An 18,052-nucleotide genomic window follows, 5' to 3' on the forward strand; every position below is an offset into this window, starting at 1 on the left:
CTGTGATTGGCGGCAAACGATATGACTGGAAAGAGCGCGATATTTTCTGCGTGCCTTCGTGGGTGTACCACGAGCACGTGAACCTTTCGGAAACGGAAGATGCCTGCTTATTTTCATTCCATGATTTACCAGTTATTGAAACGCTCGGGTTGTACCAGGAAAAAGCATACGACGAGAACAATGGCTATCAACTTTAAAATGATGCCGTTGGACAGAGTGTTTGCTTTGCTCAGGGGGTTTAGATTTCCGGTAGTCTACATTATAATGGGGCTTTACCTGATTCAAAAAGAAGACCGACTCGCAAAGATTATCGGATACGCCAACATCATCTTTTGGTTTGGCTTAATGACAACGGGTGTTGTTAAGATTATTTACGATCATATTAAAAAAAATAAAACCACCGCATGAAATTACTGACTTACCTTCATAACAATACTCCAAAATTAGGCATACAGGTTAACGATACTGTTGTTGACGTAGAAACCCTGGGTTTTAAATCCAATGAAACTTTCCCGGCGACGATGCTTGAACTCATTGATGCTGGCCATGAAACCGTTACCAAATTACAACGTACATTGGATAATGCAAACGAAAATGTAATTGCTGCGTGTTCGCTGCCATTGTCAAAAGTAACCTTGCTTGCTCCAATCCCAAAACCAAGAAAAAACATCATCGGAATTGGCTTAAATTACACCGAGCATGTTGCGGAAAGCGCTCGTACGCTCGATACTTCAAACGAATTGCCACAAAAGCCAGTTATCTTTTCAAAACCGCCCACAACTGTTACGGCAACGAACACAGAGATTTTACACAACACGAACCTGACCCAGCAATTGGATTGGGAAGTTGAATTGGCTGTAATAGTCGGAAAGAAGGGAAAATACGTACCGAAATCAGAAGCGCTGGACTACGTCTTCGGTTATACCGTAATCAATGACATCAGTGCGCGGGATTGCCGTCGCGCGGGACAGTGGATCGTATCGAAAGGCCAGGATACTTTCGCGCCAATGGGACCGGTATTAGTCACTAAGGACGAAATTACCGATCCACACAACCTGAATCTCTCCCTGAAATTAAATGGTGTTGAAAAACAAAATTCGAACACAAAATTCATGTTGTTTAATATCAACGACCTGATTGCGGACTTGAGCACTGTTTTTACCCTCGAACCAGGCGATATCATTGCAACGGGAACGCCCGCAGGCGTCGGCGCCGGGAGAAATCCGCAGGAATGGATGTGGGATGGTGATGTAGTGGAGGCGACTGTAGAAGGGATTGGCACGATCGTCAATACCGTAAAGGCAATCAACCGTTAGCAGATGCTGCGTTAGGGATGGCAGCGGAAATCCTTTTTTAGCGGTTTCCGACACGGCTTTTTAGCACACGCAAACAGACGCTAAAAAAGATTGCAGCGAACAGCCCGGCCGAAGGCAACGCCAAAAGAAAGTAAGCAGTCACAGTCTTCAGATGTACAACGAAACCTTAAAATTTAAGTATGAAAAAATTTAGGATAGGACAAATAGTGCCGTCGTCGAATGTTACGATGGAAACGGAAATACCGGCGATTTTCAGGGCGCGGGAAAGCATTTTGCCGGAGCGCTTCACTTTTCATTCGAGCCGCATGCGGATGAAAAAAGTAACCAAAGAAGAACTCGAAGCCATGGATGCGATGAGTTTGAAATGTGCGCAGGAATTATCGGATGCACATGTTGACGTTATGGGTTATGCATGTCTGGTCGCGATTATGAGCATGGGGCGCGGTTACCATTGCGTTTCAGAAGTAAACCTTCACCAGGAAACTGTCGCCAATGACTTTCCTACGCCTATTGTAACAAGTGCCGGCGCATTAATCACCGGACTGAAGGCGTTGGGCGCAAAAAAAATATCCATCATTACGCCGTACATGCGCCCGTTGACAGACATGGTCGTCGATTATATTGAACACCAGGGTTTCGAGGTGGTCGATTCGATTGCGCTTGAAATTCCTGATAACCTTGAAGTCGCTGCCCAGGATCCATTAAATTTGTTAGAAATATACAAGCGACTCAATATTAAGGATGTCGATGTGATTGTCGCGTCTGCTTGTGTACAGATGCCATCGCTCGAAGCCATTGACCTGATTGAACAGGAAACAGGTATTCCGGTAACCTCTGCGGCCGTTTGTACCACCTATGAGATGATGAAAAAACTGGGAATTTCGCCTATCGCTCCCATTGGCGGAAGGCTTTTAAGCGGTAGATATTAACACTGCCGTAATACTGACATCGTTTAAATATAAACATTTGTTAAAACCCTATAAAATTTTATTACAACGTTTTAGTGAAATTTGTGAGTATTAAATCACCAACTAAATCTAAAACCATGGACACAATTTACACTTCTGCTGAACACCACGAATATGATGACGAAATGGGAAACATCATTTTGATGAACTCGATAGACTCAGATGATGATATCGAAGATTACGACTTTGATTACGATCCTAATGAGATGTATTACGAGTTGGAAGGAAGGTAACCCAACTCCCAATCTGATAGTGAAGCCTGCTGATATCCTCAGCAGGCTTTTTTTGTAAATCCTATAACATTTATAAGAAACTGTATAACAATTTTTTATTTAATGGAAACTAATTTTAATAAAACTAAAAGAATATAACATTCCGCATTGAATAACAACAATAAGGACGTCGGTATTCGCTAGTTTGAAATACAATTTACAGATGAAAATGAAAACGTTGACAATCTTGAAGAATAATTTACAGAACCTAAACCAACCTTATGAACGGATTTTTTAAAACACTCATCGCAGGATACAGCGCTAAGAAACTTGGCGGCGGCTGCTTCGGAATGATAATCGTCTTTATAATTGTTTTTTATCTGCTTGGATACCTACGCTAAAATCAAATTATTATGAAGAAAGATGATAAAGACCAGCTTGGTCCAAATCCGGAGAAGGATCCGCAGTTGCAACGCAACAAAGGAACAGATGACCTTGATTCCGATGTGAATACCGATTTTAAAAGCAAAGGCTATATGAAATCGGAGACCGATCAGGAAGATCCGGCCACGGATCCCAATACCGTACCAAATAAACCGGGGTTTAAAAAAAATCAGGAGTAACTTAAATCGAAAAGTTATGGCATCTATTTATAAAACTTTTAGAAATTGGGATCAGATCGATTGCGAAGCGTATTGGTGTGGCGCAAATGCCGATAAGCGCGACATCGACGATCCAGAATTGAATCAGGATGACACTTCCAGAAAGAGCCAGCAGGAATTTGACGATTCCGATGATTTTCACAAAAATGACGACACGGATGACGGTGATGTTGAAGAAGATGGTGTGTCCGATTCGGGTAAATATGATGGGAATATTTCGATTTGAGAAATAAGAAATAAATTATTGATTCACTCAAGACCCGGTTCAAGCTGGGTTTTGTATTTAACAGGATTAGTATTTCATTTTTAAACATTTAGGTATACAAATCGGAACGGCGATACATCATTTTGCATTTTTTGTTACTTTAGCTAAAAATAACCTCTACAAAATGAAAAAAATAGCGTTGTTGCTGTTGTTGATCGTCCCAACGATTGGCAAGGCCCAAAACCCCAATGATATCGTTGACCGTATCACGATGATTCAATTTATAGTCGACAATCCGAACGGCCAGTTGGTCTACAGACAAACAAAAAATTGGTGTGTTGATTTCCTGAGTTTCACCGATAACCAGCAGGATGTTATGGATAAATTGTTCAACGCCCAGTATATCGACATTGCTGTGGCATACAAAGCCTACGCGGAAGATCATTCACCGGTAGCGCTGGCATCGTTGATAGATGTCACTGTAAAGCAGGAGTTTTATTTCAGGCGTTTGCTTACCCCTACGCAACTTGACAATTACCGGGCTAAATTTATTGAAGCCTCAGAAGCACCGGATGATGCAAAAAATAAGGCGTTGCTGGCGCTGTTTTTTTCGGACGAAGTACTCACCCAATACAGTACGAAGGAATAATTAGTTTATTTTTCTGTCGCATGCTGAACAAAGTTTCAAAGCAGCATGATCGATTGTAGCGATGCGCTCCACCGCATCCGTCATCACACAGGACTTATTAGGACAATGTGGTAAACCGAGGTTGTGTCCGATTTCGTGAACAGCTACTTTTTTTAACCGCAGGAAAAATAGTTTTTGATTTTTGGAACGGAGCCGAAAATCGGATACCACACAGCTGTTCCCGGGACAATATCCCAGTCCCATTACTCCCCAGTCGCGATACTTAGACGCTGGCATTTTGATTGTCCCATCGGCTTCCTTTTTGGTCGTAGAGATATCCTCAGACGTCAGGCCAACAATATAAGAAGCAGCATTAGGGATTACTTTTTTTTGCGCCCTGATAATATAATCGGCACGATAACGCGGCGATTTTACATTTATAAAAGCCTTACGATACAACTTACGGCTTGGCAACACCATAGTTCTTACGTGATAAAACGATTCAATGGTGCTGCAAAGGCTTACTGTTTTTTCGTTTGAAAAACCTTCATAAGGTTGAACTACGACAATGCACTTCCCAACAGGTTCTCCGCTGCAGGAAAATAGCAAAACCGAAAGAAGGAATGCTGCGATGCGCATTAATAGGCAAGCAGTTCATGAAGCGCAGAAACGAATCTCTCTTTGGGCAGGTATTGGTCTTCTAATGCCTTGGTAAACGGAATAGGGCTCTCCAGGCTCGCAACCCTTTTCACCGGGCCATCGAGGTATTCAAAGCAATCTTCCATAATCATTGCCGAAATATCGCTGGCAATACCTCCAAACATCGAGTCTTCCTGAAGTATGATTACTTTTCCCGTCTTTTTCACTGAAGCGTATATGGTTTCATTATCCAAAGGCTGCAACGTCCTCAGGTCGATCAAATCTGCTGAGATTTCCGGTTGGTTTTTCAATGCTTCCAATGCCCAATGCACGCCGGCACCGAATGAAATAATCGTGATGTCATTGCCTTCTTTCAGCAACGACGCTTTTCCAAAAGGCAAGGTGTAATAATCCGAAGGCACATCCTGGTAAACACTGCGGTACAATTGTTTATGTTCGAAAAACATTACCGGATTCGGATCGTTTATCGCGGTATTCAATAAACCTTTAGCATCATAAGGAAATGCGGGATACACCACCTTCAATCCTGGAGTCTTGGTAAACCAGGCCTCGTTCGTCTGTGAATGGAACGGTCCAGCCTGCGTTCCACCGCCACAAGGCATTCTGACAACAACATCAGCATTCTCAAGCCAACGGTAATGCGATTTAGCGAGTAAATTAACAATCGGATTAAATCCGGTAGAGACAAAATCTGCGAATTGCATTTCAACGATGGCCTTGTAACCATTAATTGACAATCCCATTCCGGCTGAAACCACAGCGCTTTCGCAAATTGGCGTATTGATTACCCGTTCCTTTCCGAATTGCGCGACGAAACCATCTGTTATTTTAAATGCACCGCCATATTCAGCGATGTCCTGGCCCATGATTACCGAATTCGGGTAACGCTCCATGGACTGCTTTAGTCCTGCAGAAATGGCATCAATAAGCCGAATATTCTCAATTTTGTCAGAAGGTGTAATTTCCTCATATTGAAATGGTTTGTATACATCATTTAATTCTTCTTCATAAGATGCTACAATTTCCGGTTCCTGCTGTACCAACGCCCAATTTTCGTCTATTTCTGATTTAATCGCGGATTTGATTTCTTCGTCTTTTTCGGAAGAAAGCACGCCGTATTCCATCAGGTACTTTTTAAAATTATCCACCGGATCCTTAATCGCCCACATGTCCATTAGTTCCTGTGGTACATATTTAGTACCACTCGCTTCTTCGTGTCCGCGCATCCTGAACGTCTTAAACTCCAGTAAAACCGGTCTTGGGTTCTCAATCATGGATTGTTTTAATTCAGAGAGCGTGGTGTACACTTCGACAATGTTATTTCCATCGATGATGTGGCTTTCCATACCGTATCCGATTCCCTTATCTGCAAGATTTTCACAGCGATATTGTTCATTTGTCGGTGTTGAAAGTCCGTAGCCATTGTTTTCAATAATGAACATTACAGGCAATTCCCAAACCGCAGCAATATTCAACGCTTCGTGAAAATCGCCTTCGCTCGTAGCACCTTCACCAGTAAAGACTGCAGTTATCTTCCCATTCTTTTTTAATTTATTGGCCAAAGCAATACCATCAGCCACGCCCAACTGCGGACCCAAATGGGAGATCATTCCTATAATATGGAATTCCTGCGTGCCAAAGTGAAAACTCCGGTCACGGCCTTTGGTAAAACCATTTGCCTTGCCCTGCCATTGAGAAAACAGGCGGTGTAGTGGAATGTCACGGCCGGTAAAAACACCGAGATTGCGGTGCATTGGCAGAATGTACTCGTCTTTATCCAAAATCGCGGTAACCCCGCAGGCAATGGCCTCCTGCCCTATCCCGGAGAACCATTTTGAAACTTTCCCCTGACGGATCAGGATCAGCATTTTCTCTTCAATAAGACGGGGTTTAAGAATTCTTTTGTAAAGATCGATCAGCGTATCGTCAGTCAGGTTTTTTCTGTCAAAATTCATTTTGGAAAGGCATTTTTTTGATGTCCCAAAAGTAGAAAAAAATAACAGTACCGTTTTGATTTATATCGTTTTTTTAAAATGTTAATAAGTTCTAAATATAATTTCTGAAATTATTCTTTACATTTGTGTTTGTAAGGCTTTAGCGCTTACAAAGTTATTAACAAATATTTTTTCTCTATGCAAAACATCCCAAGTGTGGACTTGCGTGATTTCCTTTCGGGCGACCCGGAACGCAAACAAAAATTTGTAAATGAAATCGGAAAAGCCTACGAAGATATTGGCTTCGTAGCACTAAAAGGTCATTTTTTAGATGATAAACTCGTTGATGAACTGTATGGCGAAGTCCGTAATTTCTTCAGCCTGCCTTTAGAAACCAAGGAAAAATATGAAATCCCGGGAATCGGTGGACAGCGTGGTTATGTGTCTTTCGGGAAAGAACATGCCAAAGGCCGTTCGGCTGGTGATTTAAAAGAATTCTGGCACTTTGGACAATATGTTGACAAAGATTCTAAATACGCACAGGAATATCCTGAAAATGTGGAAGTAGCAGAACTTCCTAAATTCAACGAAGTCGGAAAAGAAGCCTACCAAATGCTTGAAAAAACAGGGATTTACGTGCTTCGGGCATTGGCCTTATACCTCGGACTGGATGAATTTTATTTTGACAATTACATCAAAAACGGGAACAGCATCCTGCGCCCGATTCACTATCCGCCGATCACAGATGAGCCTGCTGACGGCGCTGTTCGTGCTGCTGCTCACGGCGACATCAACCTGATTACGCTTTTGATGGGTGCACAGGGCAAAGGCCTTCAGGTGCAAAACCACGAAGGAGAATGGATTGACGCGATTGCGCAGCCGGACGAATTGGTAATCAACGTGGGTGATATGTTGTCACGCCATACGAATAACAAATTGAAATCGACAATACACCAGGTTGTAAATCCACCCAGGGAACTTTGGGGGACCTCACGGTATTCCATTCCTTTCTTTATGCACCCCATCAGCGAAATGAAATTGGATGTATTGGAAAAAACAATCGACGCAGACCATCCTAAATTATACGAAGATATTACTGCCGGCGATTTCCTGTATGAGCGCCTGGTAGATTTGGGATTGATTAAAAAATAACCATACAGTCGAAAGTCGAAAAAGTCAAAAGATTAACGGCAAAAGACATTGGGCAACCGGTGTCTTTTGTTTTTAAAGATTGTAAGGTTAAAAATATTTTTCCCTTGACTATCCGGCTAGCCCTTTCGGACTTTCGACTTTCAACTTTCAACTTTTGACTTTCTTAAAAAATGGACCTACACGAACAACTCAAAAAGCTCTTCCCCGATCATGAACCGCTTCCGGAAGAAGCGCCGGTAAAAGAAGAGAAAGTACTCTTCATACAAAACGAACCGATGATCTGCAAATTCGAAAAGCGGAAGGGTAAACCAACCACCATCATCGAAGGTTATGAAGGTGATGAGGAAGACTTTAAAATCCTTGCCAAAGAACTCAAAACAAAACTAAGTGTAGGCGGTACTTTTAAGGATAACGCCATCATCATACAAGGCGATTACCGCGATAAGATTATGGAAATGCTGAAACAAAAAGGTTTTAAAGTCAAACGCGTTGGCGGGTAAATTAATTTATAATTGACAATTAGTAATTAATAATTCGTCATCCGCAACTCATAATTCGTAATTTCTAATTCACTCCTCTTAAGTCTTTCGACTTTCAACTTTCAACTAAAATGATAAAATCTTCAGAACTCATCTTAAATCCGGACGGCAGCGTGTACCACCTGAACCTTAAACCGGAACATATTGCAAACGACATCATCTTCGTTGGCGACCAGAACCGCGTAGAGAAAATCACGCAGTTCTTCAGCCATATCGAATTCTCGCAGCAAAAACGCGAGTTCAAAACACAAACCGGACTTTTCAAAGGCAAAAGGATTACCGTCATGTCAACCGGAATTGGGCCTGACAATATTGACATTGTGATGAACGAACTGGACGCATTGGTCAATATCGACCTTGTAACGCGCAAGCCTAAGGAAGCGCTGACATCGCTGAATATCATCCGTATTGGCACCTCAGGATCGTTGCAAGCGGATATCCCTGTTGATAGTTTTGTGATGTCTAAATACGGCCTCGGTCTGGACAACATGCTCCGCTCCTATCTCGTGGAGCAGGTGTCAAATCCGGCGCTGGAGGATGCCTTTATGATGCACACCAACTGGGATATCAAAAAAGGAAGGCCTTGCGTAATTGCGTGTTCTGAAAATCTCGAAAGAATGATCGAAAGCGACCGCATGCACAAAGGCATTACTGCTACCGCGGGTGGATTCTACGGCCCTCAGGGACGCATCCTCAGGTTGGAAATCCAGGACAACGAGCTCAATTCGAAAATGGATAATTTCAATTTCAACGAACACCGAATCACAAACCTTGAAATGGAAACTGCGGCTATTTACGGACTTTCGGCACTACTGGGCCATAATGCCCTGTCCCTGAATGCGATCATTGCAAACCGCGCTTCGGGTACCTTTAGCGACGATCCTTACAAGGCAGTAGACGAACTGATTGCGTACACTTTGGATAAGATCGCAGCAGCAAAATAATTATTTTTAGAAGCCAATCCTGCTGTCCGCTGTATTCCCGATTTAGAAAAACTACGGCGAAAAAGCCTTGTTTTTCTAAATCGGGAGATGCCGCTTCCATCAGGGCTAAGACGCCGGACCATGAATGAGACCATCCACAAGCTTGAAACCTTATTGTTAATGGGCGAATCGTATTTACGCATTGCCGACGAATCAGCATTGGAACTCCCCACCGCGCCGGGAAAATGGTCGAAAAAGCAAATTCTGGGCCATCTGGTTGATTCGGCAATCAATAACCTGACACGGTTCACTGAAATCAGTTACCAACCACAGCCCTATATTTACCGTGAATACCAACAGTCGGAACTCGTGCTGATAAATGATTACCAATCCATGGAAATTACCGAACTGCTGCAGCTCTGGCTGTCGCTGAACCGCCAAATTCTGAGGGTAATGAAAACCCAGACGGAAGAACGGCTCTCATTGGAAGTGCTTTTCAAAAACGGCGAAACGACCGACCTCAAATTCCTGATGACCGATTATCCGGAACACCTGCAGCATCATATCAACCAAATTACCTCATGAACCTCCGTGTAGCCCGACATACCAATAATCTGGAAACGATTAAATTATTTTATATTGAAATACTGGGCTTCACCGAGCTTGGGCATTTTGAAGGTCATGATGGCTATGACGGTATTTTTATAGGAAATCCCGGATCAGACTGGCATCTTGAATTCACCCAATCGTCTGAAAAGGCATTACATCAATCCGATGAAGACGATATTATCGTGCTTTATCCGGCTACAAAGAATGAGTATGAACTTTTATTGAACAACCTTTCTGAAAGCAACATTCCGTTCATCGAGCCTAAAAATCCGTATTGGAAAGAAAACGGTTCCATGTTTATGGACCCCGATGGCTTCAGGATTGTCATTTCGCCCTTAAAAATTAATTTATGACCAAAATAAATATCGCCGGTGTACCGGAACACTTCAACCTGCCCTGGCATTTGTGCCTCGAGAACGATGAATTCGGTGCGGCAGCAATCGACCTGCAATGGACAAACGTCCCGGAAGGCACTGGAAAAATGTGCCAGATGCTTAGGAATGGCGAAACAGACATTGCTGTAATCCTGACAGAAGGGATTGTGAAGGATATCGTTTCAGGAAATCCCTCTAAAATTGTCCAGGTGTATGTGGAAACGCCTTTAATCTGGGGAATACATGTGGCCGCGAATTCGAAATACCAGCTGTTATCAGATCTTAAGGATACGAAGGCTGCGATTTCACGTATTGGCTCAGGTTCCCAGCTGATGGCTTATGTAAATGCACAAAACGAAGGCTGGGATACTAACAGCCTGCAATTTGAAATCGTCGATACCATTGACGGCGCAGTCGAAGCGCTTGCTTCCGGCAAAGCCGATTACTTCATGTGGGAACGTTTCATGACCAAGCCGTTGGTTGATCAGGGCGTTTTTCGACGTATTGCGGACTGTCCAACACCATGGCCTTGTTTTGTGATTGCGGTCAGGAATGAGGTATTGGAAAGACATCCGGAACAAATAAAAAAAATACTGGAAATAATTAATTCCAAAACCCGTTACTTCAAACAAATAGCGGATATATCAAAAAGATTGTCGGCAGATTTTCACCAGCGGGAAGACGACATCAAAACGTGGCTTTCCTTAACGGAATGGTCTCAGCGAAACCTGGACGAGGATATGTTAAACAATGTCCAAAATCAATTGATGCACTTATCACTTATAGAGAAAAAGGGTACTTTTGCTGAAATCGTTAAAGCTGTATAGCTGGTTACAATTCAGATGCGGAAACTTCCGGATATTAAGGCAGTCAGGGAAAAACTCAGGGTAAAAAAACCGTGGGACGATGTGATTATCTTTATTTTGAACGTACTGGTGGCCATCCCCGTTTTCATTATCATTCACCAAAACCTGCTGGATCCGGACTGGCCTTACGAAATCGACCGGATATTGCTCTTCATTGTAATTGTCGTGATCCTGCAGCTCGTGCTCAGGCTTTTGAGGCGGATCATCATCATTTGTATCGCTATTTATTTACTGGTGCTGGTCTATAACAGTATTTTTGGGGATTTCGGGTTCACCACGGTGGCAGAAGACTATAATTCAATGTTGTTCAACATGGCGGAGGATCCCAATCCGCAGGACATCATTATCGCAAAACTGCTTCCCTTTCCGAATAAATCAAAAATCCTCGCGGCAATCGAATACGACAATCCCGATGTACGGAACTTTGCCTTGATGGCTACGACAAAGAATTTCAAAAATATTAAAGGATACAAACAATACCGTACTACCGTGCAGTGTTTTGCTGTTTTTAAGGAAATCAAGAAACGTTGGAACTACGTGAATGATCCGCGTGGCAGGGAATACATCGCGCGTGCCAGCGAAACCGTGCAGCACTTTTCGGGAGACTGTGATGACCACGCCATACTGATGGCTGCATGCATCAGGGCGATTGGAGGCACGCCGCGGATTATCAGTACTGACGCCCACCTGTATCCCGAAATGCTGATTGGCACACAGAAAGATTTTGAGGCCATCAATTATATTGTGAAGGAAATCCTTTTCAAAAACGAAAGCAAAGGAAAAACGCTCCATTACCACATTGACGAGCATGGCCAAATTTGGCTCAACCTTGATTATACCGCAACCTATCCCGGCGGCCCATTTATGTCTGAAGAAGTACTTGGCGCACTGACATTGTATTGATTAAAAAAGTGAGGTTAAATCTTACAAATATCTATTTTACAATGAATTAATGGATTTAATCAATTTACCGGACGGTTTTTGAAGTATCTTTGAGCATTCAAAAAGTAAGGATTAAAGAAAATCCTTTTTAATCCAAGAATTATGTCTGCTGCCACCTCCCGCCACATTTATTTAGCCGACGACGATGCCGATGACCGTATATTGTTTGAAGACGCATTAGTAGAAGTAGACTGCCATGCGCAGCTGACGTTCGCAGAAAACGGTAAGAAACTCATGGAACTGCTCAATCCGCCGCCGAAACCGCTTCCGGATATCCTGTTCCTAGATTTAAACATGCCTTTGAAAAATGGCTATGAATGTCTTGCAGAGATTCGGCAGGACAACAGCCGACTCAAAAACCTTCGGGTCGTGGTGTTGACTACCAGTCAGGATGAGCGCAATGTAGAAAAGGTTTTCGGACTGGGCGCATCGTTTTATGCGGTAAAGCCGACGGATTTCATGAAATTGAAACAACTTCTGGAAAAGATCCTTGCCATCCAATGGTGTGAAAAAGGCTTGCAGCCGGATAAAAAGCAATTTATGCTTAGTGCGTAAAAACCAGGCATACCGGCGCACAAATTGGAACCTGTTTACCTGAATAAGTTAACTTCCCATTCGTTTTATCGATATTGAAGATCACGATATTATTCGTGTATTGGTGGGCGACCAACAGGTAATTTCCGGTGGGATCAATTGTGAAGTTGCGTGGCCCCTTTCCCAATGTTTGCTGCCGTTGGGCAAATTCCAGTTTGCCGTCATTCTGGATAGCAAAAACTGAGATATCGTTGGCTTCTCCCCTGTTTGTGGCATATAAAAATTTCCCGTCGGGCGAAATATGGATATCTGCAGCGCTGGTTTCGCCTTTAAAATCGGAGGCCACCACTGTCGTTTCCTGTATCTTGTCCAGCATGCCATCATGATAGGAAAATACCGTCAATGTGCCGTCAAGTTCCTGGAGCAGGTATACAAATTTTCCATCTTTGCTGAAGGACAAATGCCTTGGTCCGCTACCTGGTTTTAGGTTCACGGTATTTTTATATTTCAGGGTGTCCTTTTCAGCGTTTGGATTATAATCATAGACGTATATCCTGTCGCTGCCGAGGTCATTTGCCAAAAGGTATTTGCGGTCCGGGGACAATTGCACCATGTGCAGGTGGGCGCTTTCCTGCCGTTTGGTATTGGGGCCGTGCCCTTCCAGTTTGATGACCTGCTTTGCTTCCTTGAGTGCACCGAACTTGTTCTTTTCAAAAACGGAGATGCTTCCGCTGGAATAATTGGCTACCACGACGTTTTCGCCGTCGTTGAGGATGTAACAAGGGTCAGCACCTTCCGCGTTTTGGCTGCTCAGGAAACCGAGGCTTCCGTTTTCCCTGTCGAACCAGAATGCACTTACTTTACTGTCTTTTCCGTTTTCGTTTACCGAATATAGAAACTGTCCGTCATCCGATAAAGTGACATAACTCGGATTCACTGTTTTTTCCGACGACGACAATAGCCTGAGTTGTGCGTCTTTTGCATCAAAATCAAATACATAAATTCCGTTTGATTCGCATGCATTGGTGTACGTCCCCACAATCAGTTTTGGGTGTTGTTGCGCATTGGCGAATAGGGTCGAAAGGATTGTTGCGGACAGTAAGGAAATTTTCATTTTATTCGGATTAGGAATCTCAAAAGTAAGGTTTTTAGTTTTACGGTTGGCGTTTTATCGTTTGTGGTGAGGGCATTTATCGACGGCCTATGGAGGCGCATTGGCGGATTGAATGTAAATCGTTCCTGAAGGTGCCGAAATAACTTCTAAAGGTGCCCAGAACATTTCTGAAGATGCCGAAACCATTTCTGAAGGCGCCGAAACAACTTCTGAAGGTGCCGAAATCATTTCTGAAGGTGCCAAAACCATTTCTGAAGGATAAGGAATAACTTCTGAAGCATAAGAAACATTTTCTGAAGCATCAGGAATAACTTCTGAAGCATAAGAAGCGGTTTCTGAAGGATAAAAAACAACTTCTGAAGCATCAGGAATAACTTCTGAAGCATAAGAAACGGTTTCTGAAGGGTAAAAAACAACTTCTGAAGCATAAGGAATAACTTCTGAAGCATAAGAAACATTTTCTGAAGCATAAGGAATGACTTCTGAAGCATAAGAAACAATTTCTGAAGGATAAGGAATCACTTCTGAAGCATAAGAGATAACTTCTAAAGGATAATAAGCAGTTTCTGAAGGTTTTTAAAATTATTGCTACAGTTGCTAACCTAATTTTAAAAGTCTCGAATCATTTTTTTGGCTCCGGTTTACTGTTCAGCGTCGTGCGGTTTGTAAAATTGTTATTCGGAACAATCAATTTCAATTTACCCGCGTGGAAAAATAAAAAAATAGTATTTTTGGCGAAATAAATACCCGGACAACGGAATGCAGTTCAAACATCCTGAAATTCTCTACTTTCTATTCTTACTGATTGTTCCAATCCTTGTTCATTTATTCCAGCTTCGGCGGTTTAAGAAGGAATATTTCACGAACGTCCGTTTCCTTAAGGAGTTGTCCATCCAGACCCGTAAAAGTTCAAAACTTAAGAAATGGCTGTTGCTTGCGACCAGGCTGTTGATATTGGCCGCGATTATTATTGCTTTTGCGCAGCCTTTTTTCCAGGCGAAAGAAAGCAACCAGGTCACGAATGAGATGTATATTGTGCTGGACAATTCGTTCAGCATGCAGGCCAAAGGCCAGAAAGGCGAATTACTGAAGCGTGCCGTCGAGGATTTGCTGGAACAGGTTCCGGAGAACCAGACGTTTTCGCTGCTGACCAATTCGGAGACCTTTTGGAATACCGACATTAAATCGGTGCAAAAAGAACTCCAAAACCTCAAATACAGCGCCGGCCCGTTCCGACTTGACAACCTGATGGCCAAAATCAAGTCGCGCAAATCCGTATTTAACAAGGATATTGTGGTGATTACCGATGCGGTGGGTCTTGATGAAAAACAGGTGAAGAGTGTCGACAAGGCATTCAATACGTATTTTATCGTTCCTAAAGCGGAGCAAAAAAACAATATGGCAGTGGACAGTGTCTTTATCAACCAGACGCTGGATTCGTTTTATGAAATTGGCGTAAAGCTTTCCGCTTATGGCGAAGAAAATAAGGAAACCCCGATTGCGATTTACAACGACAACAAACTGATTGCGAAGACGCTGATTAAGATGGATGGTGCGACGAAGACCATGAATTTTTCAATCCCCAAGGCTGATTTTAATGGTTATGTGTCGATTGAAGACAACGGCATCGCCTATGACAACATCCTGTATTTTAACATCTCCACGCCTAAGAAAATCAGTGTAATCAGTATTGGCGAGGTCGATAAGGCTGGGTTTTTAGGAAAAATCTTTTCAGAAAAAGAATTTACTTATGCGAATTATCCCATCGCCTCATTGGATTATAATTTGCTGGAAAAACAGGACGCTATTGTGCTGAATGAATTAAAGGATATCCCACAGGCTTTGCAGACGACTTTGAAATCGTTCGTTGATAAGGGCGGCAACCTCGTGGTGGTTCCTTCATCGGAAAGCAGTGTGGCAAACCTGAATGGGTTTCTTGGGAATTTTGGTACGATTAAATTCAATGCGCTGCAACCGAATAAGAAGCTGATTACCGAAATTTCGTTTGGCCATCCGCTATACAGTGGCGTATTTGAAAAGAAAATAGACAATTTCCAGTTTCCGGAAACGAAGGCATCATTCGCCATCAGTACGACGAGTCCGGGCATCCTAAATTACCAGGACAAAAGTGTCTTCCTGACGGGGTTGCAGAACCAGCTGTCCTCAGTGTATGTCTTTGCGGCACCGATCAATAAGGACAATTCGAATTTTCAGAATTCGCCATTGATTGTGCCTACTTTTTACAATATGGCGCAGAGCATCCGGAAGTCGGGCGCGGTGGCGTTGACGATTGGTGAAAACCAACCTTTCCTGGTTGACGCGCAATTGTCTAAGGACGAGATTGTGGAACTGAAAGGCGATTCTAAATCCGGGGAGAAATTTATCCCGATCCAGCAGGTGCTCAATAACAAAGTAAAACTTACCTTTAATGATTATCCGCAGTTGGCGGGGAATTATGGCGTGTACCGGCAGGACGAGCTGTTGCAGCACCTGAGTTTCAATTACGACCGTACGGAGGGGAACCTTGCTGCGGCCAATGAGGATCTTTTGTCTGACGATAAAGTCATCAGTGATGTGGAAACGGTTTTTGATACGATACAGACTGACCGGACGGATAACGAAATCTGGAAATGGTTTGCGGTTTTGACCCTTTTGTTTTTAGCAGTAGAAATTTTCATCCAAAAATTTGTAAAATGAACCTGATTATCCGAAAAGCAACAATCATTGATCCTAAAAGCCCTTTTCATAAGCAGACTGTCGACATCCGGATTTCAGAGGGGAAAATAAGCCGTATTGCAGAAAGTATTGATACTATTGACGCGGAGGAGTTGATTTTAGAGAACCTACACCTCTCGCAGGGATGGTTTGACAGTAGTGTTTCGTTTGGTGAGCCCGGATATGAAGAACGGGAGACTATTGCCAACGGCCTTCATGTTGCTGGAAAAAGCGGTTTTACTGCTGTGGCATTACAGCCGAATAGCAATCCTGTTATCGACAACCAATCCCAAATCAGTTTTGTGCTTTCGAAGTCTAAAGACGCGGCCACTGATTTATATCCGATTGGTGCGCTTACTAAAAACAGCGATGGAAAGGACCTTGCCGAGTTGTTTGATATGAAAAATGCAGGTGCGGTGGCTTTTGGCGACTATGGGAAAAGTATGGAAAACGCAAATCTACTGAAGATTGCATTGCAATACACACAGGATTTTGATGGATTGCCGATCGTTTTTTCACAGGACATGCACGTGAAAGGCAACGGTGTGGCGCATGAGGGAATTGCGGCAACGCGGCTGGGGCTGAAGGGCATTCCGGCATTGGCAGAGGCGCTGCATGTGGCCAGAAATCTGTATGTATTGGAATATACAGGCGGCAGGCTGCATATCCCGACGGTTTCTGCGGCCGAATCGGTGCAATTGATTCGCGAGGCAAAAGCAAAAGGACTTCGGGTAAGCTGCAGTGTTGCGGTACACCATCTTGTGATGACTGACGAGCAGCTGGAGGGATTTGATACGCGTTATAAGGTAACGCCGCCACTTCGAGATGAAAGGCATCGGGAGGCGTTGCTGAAAGGTGTGCTGGATGGCACGATTGACATGATTACGTCAGACCACAACCCGATTGATATCGAGCATAAGAAAATGGAATTTGATTTGGCAAAGGATGGTACAATTGGGCTGGAAAGTGCTTTTGGTGCGTTAATGACGGTGTTGCCCTTAGATGTTGTAGTAGAGAAACTGACTGCGGCAAGATTGCTTTTCGGAACTGAAAACGAAGCCATAAAAGAAGGATTTTCTCCGAATATTACCCTTTTCAATCCCGAGGGAAACAGTGTTTTTACAAAAGACAATATTTTATCAAAATCAAAGAACAGTGCTTTTCTTGGTGCGAAGATGCAGGGGAAAGTGTACGGAATTATCAATAACGGAAAACTTGTAATATGATCATGGACCAGGAAACGATAGATAAAGGAAAGGCGTCTGCGATTACGGGCTATATTTTAATCGTCGGTGTGTTTATTGCGATGTCGATGAACAGCGAGGATAAGAATAAATTTGCCTCATTCCATATCCGCCAGGCGCTTGGCCTGTCGCTGACGTTTATTTCGTTGGGCCTCATCATCAGTAATTTTGATAACCTGATGATCTCAGTACCGATGTGGATTTTCATTTCTGTGTTGTGGAGTTATTCCATTTTCAGCGCCATTCGGGGGGATGTTAAACCCGCGCCATTGGTTGGTGAATTATTTCAAAAAGCATTTAAAAGTATTTCATGAGTTTGTCATTACAACACCTCGTACGCGAGCCGAAGATAAAAAAAGAAAGTAATCCATTGTTGTTGCTTTTGCATCCAAATGAATTTATTGCTTACATTTCTGTCTACATTGATATATGAAATGCAATGCTATCTACAGGCG

Annotated in this window: 21 protein-coding genes and 1 pseudogene; 18 read left to right on the plus strand and 4 right to left on the minus strand. The window is 43.1% G+C overall.

Annotated elements, in window-relative coordinates; translation table 11 throughout:
• The 7 genes and pseudogenes from CFE23_RS13180 to CFE23_RS13210 form a co-directional block, all read left to right on the plus strand.
• A pseudogene (locus CFE23_RS13180) lies at positions 1 to 197 on the plus strand (NADPH dehydrogenase); the annotation flags it as partial.
• A gap of 207 nt (positions 198 to 404) precedes the next feature.
• Entirely contained in the window at positions 405 to 1,316 is a 912-nt protein-coding gene (locus CFE23_RS13185) for a fumarylacetoacetate hydrolase family protein (protein WP_291088774.1), read from the plus strand.
• Between the two features lie 179 nt (positions 1,317 to 1,495).
• Positions 1,496 to 2,245, plus strand: coding sequence for an Asp/Glu racemase (locus tag CFE23_RS13190; RefSeq protein ID WP_291088776.1), 750 nt, complete (start codon positions 1,496 to 1,498; stop codon positions 2,243 to 2,245).
• Positions 2,246 to 2,361: 116 nt separating this feature from the next.
• The gene (locus tag CFE23_RS13195) at positions 2,362 to 2,517 is read left to right on the plus strand and encodes a hypothetical protein (protein WP_291088778.1); all 156 of its coding nucleotides are present in this window, start codon (positions 2,362 to 2,364) and stop codon (positions 2,515 to 2,517) included.
• A 392-nt stretch (positions 2,518 to 2,909) separates the two neighbouring features.
• On the plus strand, positions 2,910 to 3,119 hold the full coding sequence (locus CFE23_RS13200; protein WP_291088780.1) for a hypothetical protein: 210 nt from the start codon (positions 2,910 to 2,912) through the stop codon (positions 3,117 to 3,119).
• 16 nt (positions 3,120 to 3,135) lie between these two features.
• Positions 3,136 to 3,384 carry a hypothetical protein gene (locus tag CFE23_RS13205; RefSeq protein ID WP_291088782.1) on the plus strand — a complete coding sequence of 83 codons (249 nt, stop codon included), beginning with the start codon at positions 3,136 to 3,138 and terminating at the stop codon, positions 3,382 to 3,384.
• Positions 3,385 to 3,547: 163 nt separating this feature from the next.
• Entirely contained in the window at positions 3,548 to 4,012 is a 465-nt protein-coding gene (locus CFE23_RS13210; protein ID WP_291088783.1) for a hypothetical protein, read from the plus strand.
• Here CFE23_RS13210 and CFE23_RS13215 read toward each other — a convergent pair whose 3' ends face one another.
• Both CFE23_RS13215 and CFE23_RS13220 read right to left on the minus strand, forming a co-directional pair.
• On the minus strand, positions 4,013 to 4,630 hold the full coding sequence (locus CFE23_RS13215) for a matrixin family metalloprotease (protein WP_291088785.1): 618 nt from the start codon (positions 4,628 to 4,630) through the stop codon (positions 4,013 to 4,015). It lies immediately after the preceding gene.
• Positions 4,630 to 6,606, minus strand: a complete 1,977-nt coding sequence (locus tag CFE23_RS13220) for a dehydrogenase E1 component subunit alpha/beta (RefSeq protein WP_291088787.1) — start codon at positions 6,604 to 6,606, stop codon at positions 4,630 to 4,632. The genes CFE23_RS13215 and CFE23_RS13220 overlap by 1 nt, the downstream gene beginning before the upstream one ends.
• Before the next feature lie 177 nt (positions 6,607 to 6,783).
• Between CFE23_RS13220 and CFE23_RS13225 the strand changes: the two genes are divergently transcribed.
• The 8 genes from CFE23_RS13225 to CFE23_RS13260 all read left to right on the plus strand — a co-directional run bounded on the left by CFE23_RS13225 (position 6,784) and on the right by CFE23_RS13260 (position 12,545).
• On the plus strand, positions 6,784 to 7,737 hold the full coding sequence (locus CFE23_RS13225) for a 2-oxoglutarate and iron-dependent oxygenase domain-containing protein (protein WP_291088788.1): 954 nt from the start codon (positions 6,784 to 6,786) through the stop codon (positions 7,735 to 7,737).
• Between the two features lie 170 nt (positions 7,738 to 7,907).
• The gene (locus CFE23_RS13230) at positions 7,908 to 8,237 is read left to right on the plus strand and encodes a translation initiation factor (protein WP_291088790.1); all 330 of its coding nucleotides are present in this window, start codon (positions 7,908 to 7,910) and stop codon (positions 8,235 to 8,237) included.
• Positions 8,238 to 8,347: 110 nt separating this feature from the next.
• Positions 8,348 to 9,220, plus strand: a complete 873-nt coding sequence (locus CFE23_RS13235) for a nucleoside phosphorylase (protein ID WP_291088792.1) — start codon at positions 8,348 to 8,350, stop codon at positions 9,218 to 9,220.
• A 120-nt stretch (positions 9,221 to 9,340) separates the two neighbouring features.
• Entirely contained in the window at positions 9,341 to 9,784 is a 444-nt protein-coding gene (locus CFE23_RS13240; protein WP_291088793.1) for a DinB family protein, read from the plus strand.
• Positions 9,781 to 10,161, plus strand: coding sequence for a VOC family protein (locus CFE23_RS13245; RefSeq protein WP_291088795.1), 381 nt, complete (start codon positions 9,781 to 9,783; stop codon positions 10,159 to 10,161). Before CFE23_RS13240 ends, CFE23_RS13245 begins: the two co-directional genes overlap by 4 nt.
• Positions 10,158 to 11,009, plus strand: a complete 852-nt coding sequence (locus CFE23_RS13250; RefSeq protein ID WP_291088797.1) for a substrate-binding domain-containing protein — start codon at positions 10,158 to 10,160, stop codon at positions 11,007 to 11,009. Before CFE23_RS13245 ends, CFE23_RS13250 begins: the two co-directional genes overlap by 4 nt.
• A gap of 15 nt (positions 11,010 to 11,024) precedes the next feature.
• Positions 11,025 to 11,951: a transglutaminase domain-containing protein gene (locus CFE23_RS13255; RefSeq protein WP_291088799.1), complete on the plus strand. Its 927-nt coding sequence runs from the start codon at positions 11,025 to 11,027 to the stop codon at positions 11,949 to 11,951.
• Positions 11,952 to 12,092: 141 nt separating this feature from the next.
• Positions 12,093 to 12,545: a response regulator gene (locus CFE23_RS13260; RefSeq protein WP_291088801.1), complete on the plus strand. Its 453-nt coding sequence runs from the start codon at positions 12,093 to 12,095 to the stop codon at positions 12,543 to 12,545.
• Here the strand turns inward: CFE23_RS13260 and CFE23_RS13265 are convergent.
• Complete coding sequence (locus CFE23_RS13265) at positions 12,535 to 13,638, minus strand: lactonase family protein (protein ID WP_291088803.1); 1,104 nt, start codon at positions 13,636 to 13,638, stop codon at positions 12,535 to 12,537. The two genes, CFE23_RS13260 and CFE23_RS13265, sit on opposite strands and share 11 nt — an antisense overlap.
• A gap of 87 nt (positions 13,639 to 13,725) precedes the next feature.
• Positions 13,726 to 14,160, minus strand: a complete 435-nt coding sequence (locus tag CFE23_RS13270; RefSeq protein ID WP_291088805.1) for a hypothetical protein — start codon at positions 14,158 to 14,160, stop codon at positions 13,726 to 13,728.
• Between the two features lie 237 nt (positions 14,161 to 14,397).
• On the opposite strand from CFE23_RS13270, the gene CFE23_RS13275 reads away from it, so the two are divergent.
• Genes CFE23_RS13275 through CFE23_RS13285 form a run of 3 tightly spaced genes read left to right on the plus strand, consistent with a single transcriptional unit; the run spans position 14,398 to position 17,911 of the window.
• A complete protein-coding gene (locus tag CFE23_RS13275) occupies positions 14,398 to 16,335 on the plus strand; it encodes a BatA and WFA domain-containing protein (RefSeq protein ID WP_291088807.1) in 1,938 nt (645 codons plus the stop codon).
• Positions 16,332 to 17,579, plus strand: coding sequence for a dihydroorotase (locus CFE23_RS13280; RefSeq protein ID WP_291088809.1), 1,248 nt, complete (start codon positions 16,332 to 16,334; stop codon positions 17,577 to 17,579). The genes CFE23_RS13275 and CFE23_RS13280 overlap by 4 nt, the downstream gene beginning before the upstream one ends.
• A gap of 2 nt (positions 17,580 to 17,581) precedes the next feature.
• Positions 17,582 to 17,911, plus strand: coding sequence for a hypothetical protein (locus CFE23_RS13285; RefSeq protein WP_291088847.1), 330 nt, complete (start codon positions 17,582 to 17,584; stop codon positions 17,909 to 17,911).
• The last annotated feature ends 141 nt before the right edge of the window (positions 17,912 to 18,052 follow it).

This window comes from Flavobacterium sp. BFFFF1, assembly GCF_002256285.1.
Taxonomy (GTDB): Bacteria; Bacteroidota; Bacteroidia; order Flavobacteriales; family Flavobacteriaceae; genus Flavobacterium.

What these genes read in the sequence shown, in the direction of transcription:
- CFE23_RS13185 (WP_291088774.1), top strand. Translation starts at nt 405, where the DNA reads ATGAAATTACTGACTTACCTTCATAACAATACTCCAAAATTAGGCATA.
- CFE23_RS13190 (WP_291088776.1), top strand. Translation starts at nt 1,496, where the DNA reads ATGAAAAAATTTAGGATAGGACAAATAGTGCCGTCGTCGAATGTTACG.
- CFE23_RS13195 (WP_291088778.1), top strand. Translation starts at nt 2,362, where the DNA reads ATGGACACAATTTACACTTCTGCTGAACACCACGAATATGATGACGAA.
- CFE23_RS13200 (WP_291088780.1), top strand. Translation starts at nt 2,910, where the DNA reads ATGAAGAAAGATGATAAAGACCAGCTTGGTCCAAATCCGGAGAAGGAT.
- CFE23_RS13205 (WP_291088782.1), top strand. Translation starts at nt 3,136, where the DNA reads ATGGCATCTATTTATAAAACTTTTAGAAATTGGGATCAGATCGATTGC.
- CFE23_RS13210 (WP_291088783.1), top strand. Translation starts at nt 3,548, where the DNA reads ATGAAAAAAATAGCGTTGTTGCTGTTGTTGATCGTCCCAACGATTGGC.
- CFE23_RS13215 (WP_291088785.1), bottom strand. Translation starts at nt 4,630, where the DNA reads ATGCGCATCGCAGCATTCCTTCTTTCGGTTTTGCTATTTTCCTGCAGC.
- CFE23_RS13220 (WP_291088787.1), bottom strand. Translation starts at nt 6,606, where the DNA reads ATGAATTTTGACAGAAAAAACCTGACTGACGATACGCTGATCGATCTT.
- CFE23_RS13225 (WP_291088788.1), top strand. Translation starts at nt 6,784, where the DNA reads ATGCAAAACATCCCAAGTGTGGACTTGCGTGATTTCCTTTCGGGCGAC.
- CFE23_RS13230 (WP_291088790.1), top strand. Translation starts at nt 7,908, where the DNA reads ATGGACCTACACGAACAACTCAAAAAGCTCTTCCCCGATCATGAACCG.
- CFE23_RS13235 (WP_291088792.1), top strand. Translation starts at nt 8,348, where the DNA reads ATGATAAAATCTTCAGAACTCATCTTAAATCCGGACGGCAGCGTGTAC.
- CFE23_RS13240 (WP_291088793.1), top strand. Translation starts at nt 9,341, where the DNA reads ATGAATGAGACCATCCACAAGCTTGAAACCTTATTGTTAATGGGCGAA.
- CFE23_RS13245 (WP_291088795.1), top strand. Translation starts at nt 9,781, where the DNA reads ATGAACCTCCGTGTAGCCCGACATACCAATAATCTGGAAACGATTAAA.
- CFE23_RS13250 (WP_291088797.1), top strand. Translation starts at nt 10,158, where the DNA reads ATGACCAAAATAAATATCGCCGGTGTACCGGAACACTTCAACCTGCCC.
- CFE23_RS13255 (WP_291088799.1), top strand. Translation starts at nt 11,025, where the DNA reads ATGCGGAAACTTCCGGATATTAAGGCAGTCAGGGAAAAACTCAGGGTA.
- CFE23_RS13260 (WP_291088801.1), top strand. Translation starts at nt 12,093, where the DNA reads ATGTCTGCTGCCACCTCCCGCCACATTTATTTAGCCGACGACGATGCC.
- CFE23_RS13265 (WP_291088803.1), bottom strand. Translation starts at nt 13,638, where the DNA reads ATGAAAATTTCCTTACTGTCCGCAACAATCCTTTCGACCCTATTCGCC.
- CFE23_RS13275 (WP_291088807.1), top strand. Translation starts at nt 14,398, where the DNA reads ATGCAGTTCAAACATCCTGAAATTCTCTACTTTCTATTCTTACTGATT.
- CFE23_RS13280 (WP_291088809.1), top strand. Translation starts at nt 16,332, where the DNA reads ATGAACCTGATTATCCGAAAAGCAACAATCATTGATCCTAAAAGCCCT.
- CFE23_RS13285 (WP_291088847.1), top strand. Translation starts at nt 17,582, where the DNA reads ATGGACCAGGAAACGATAGATAAAGGAAAGGCGTCTGCGATTACGGGC.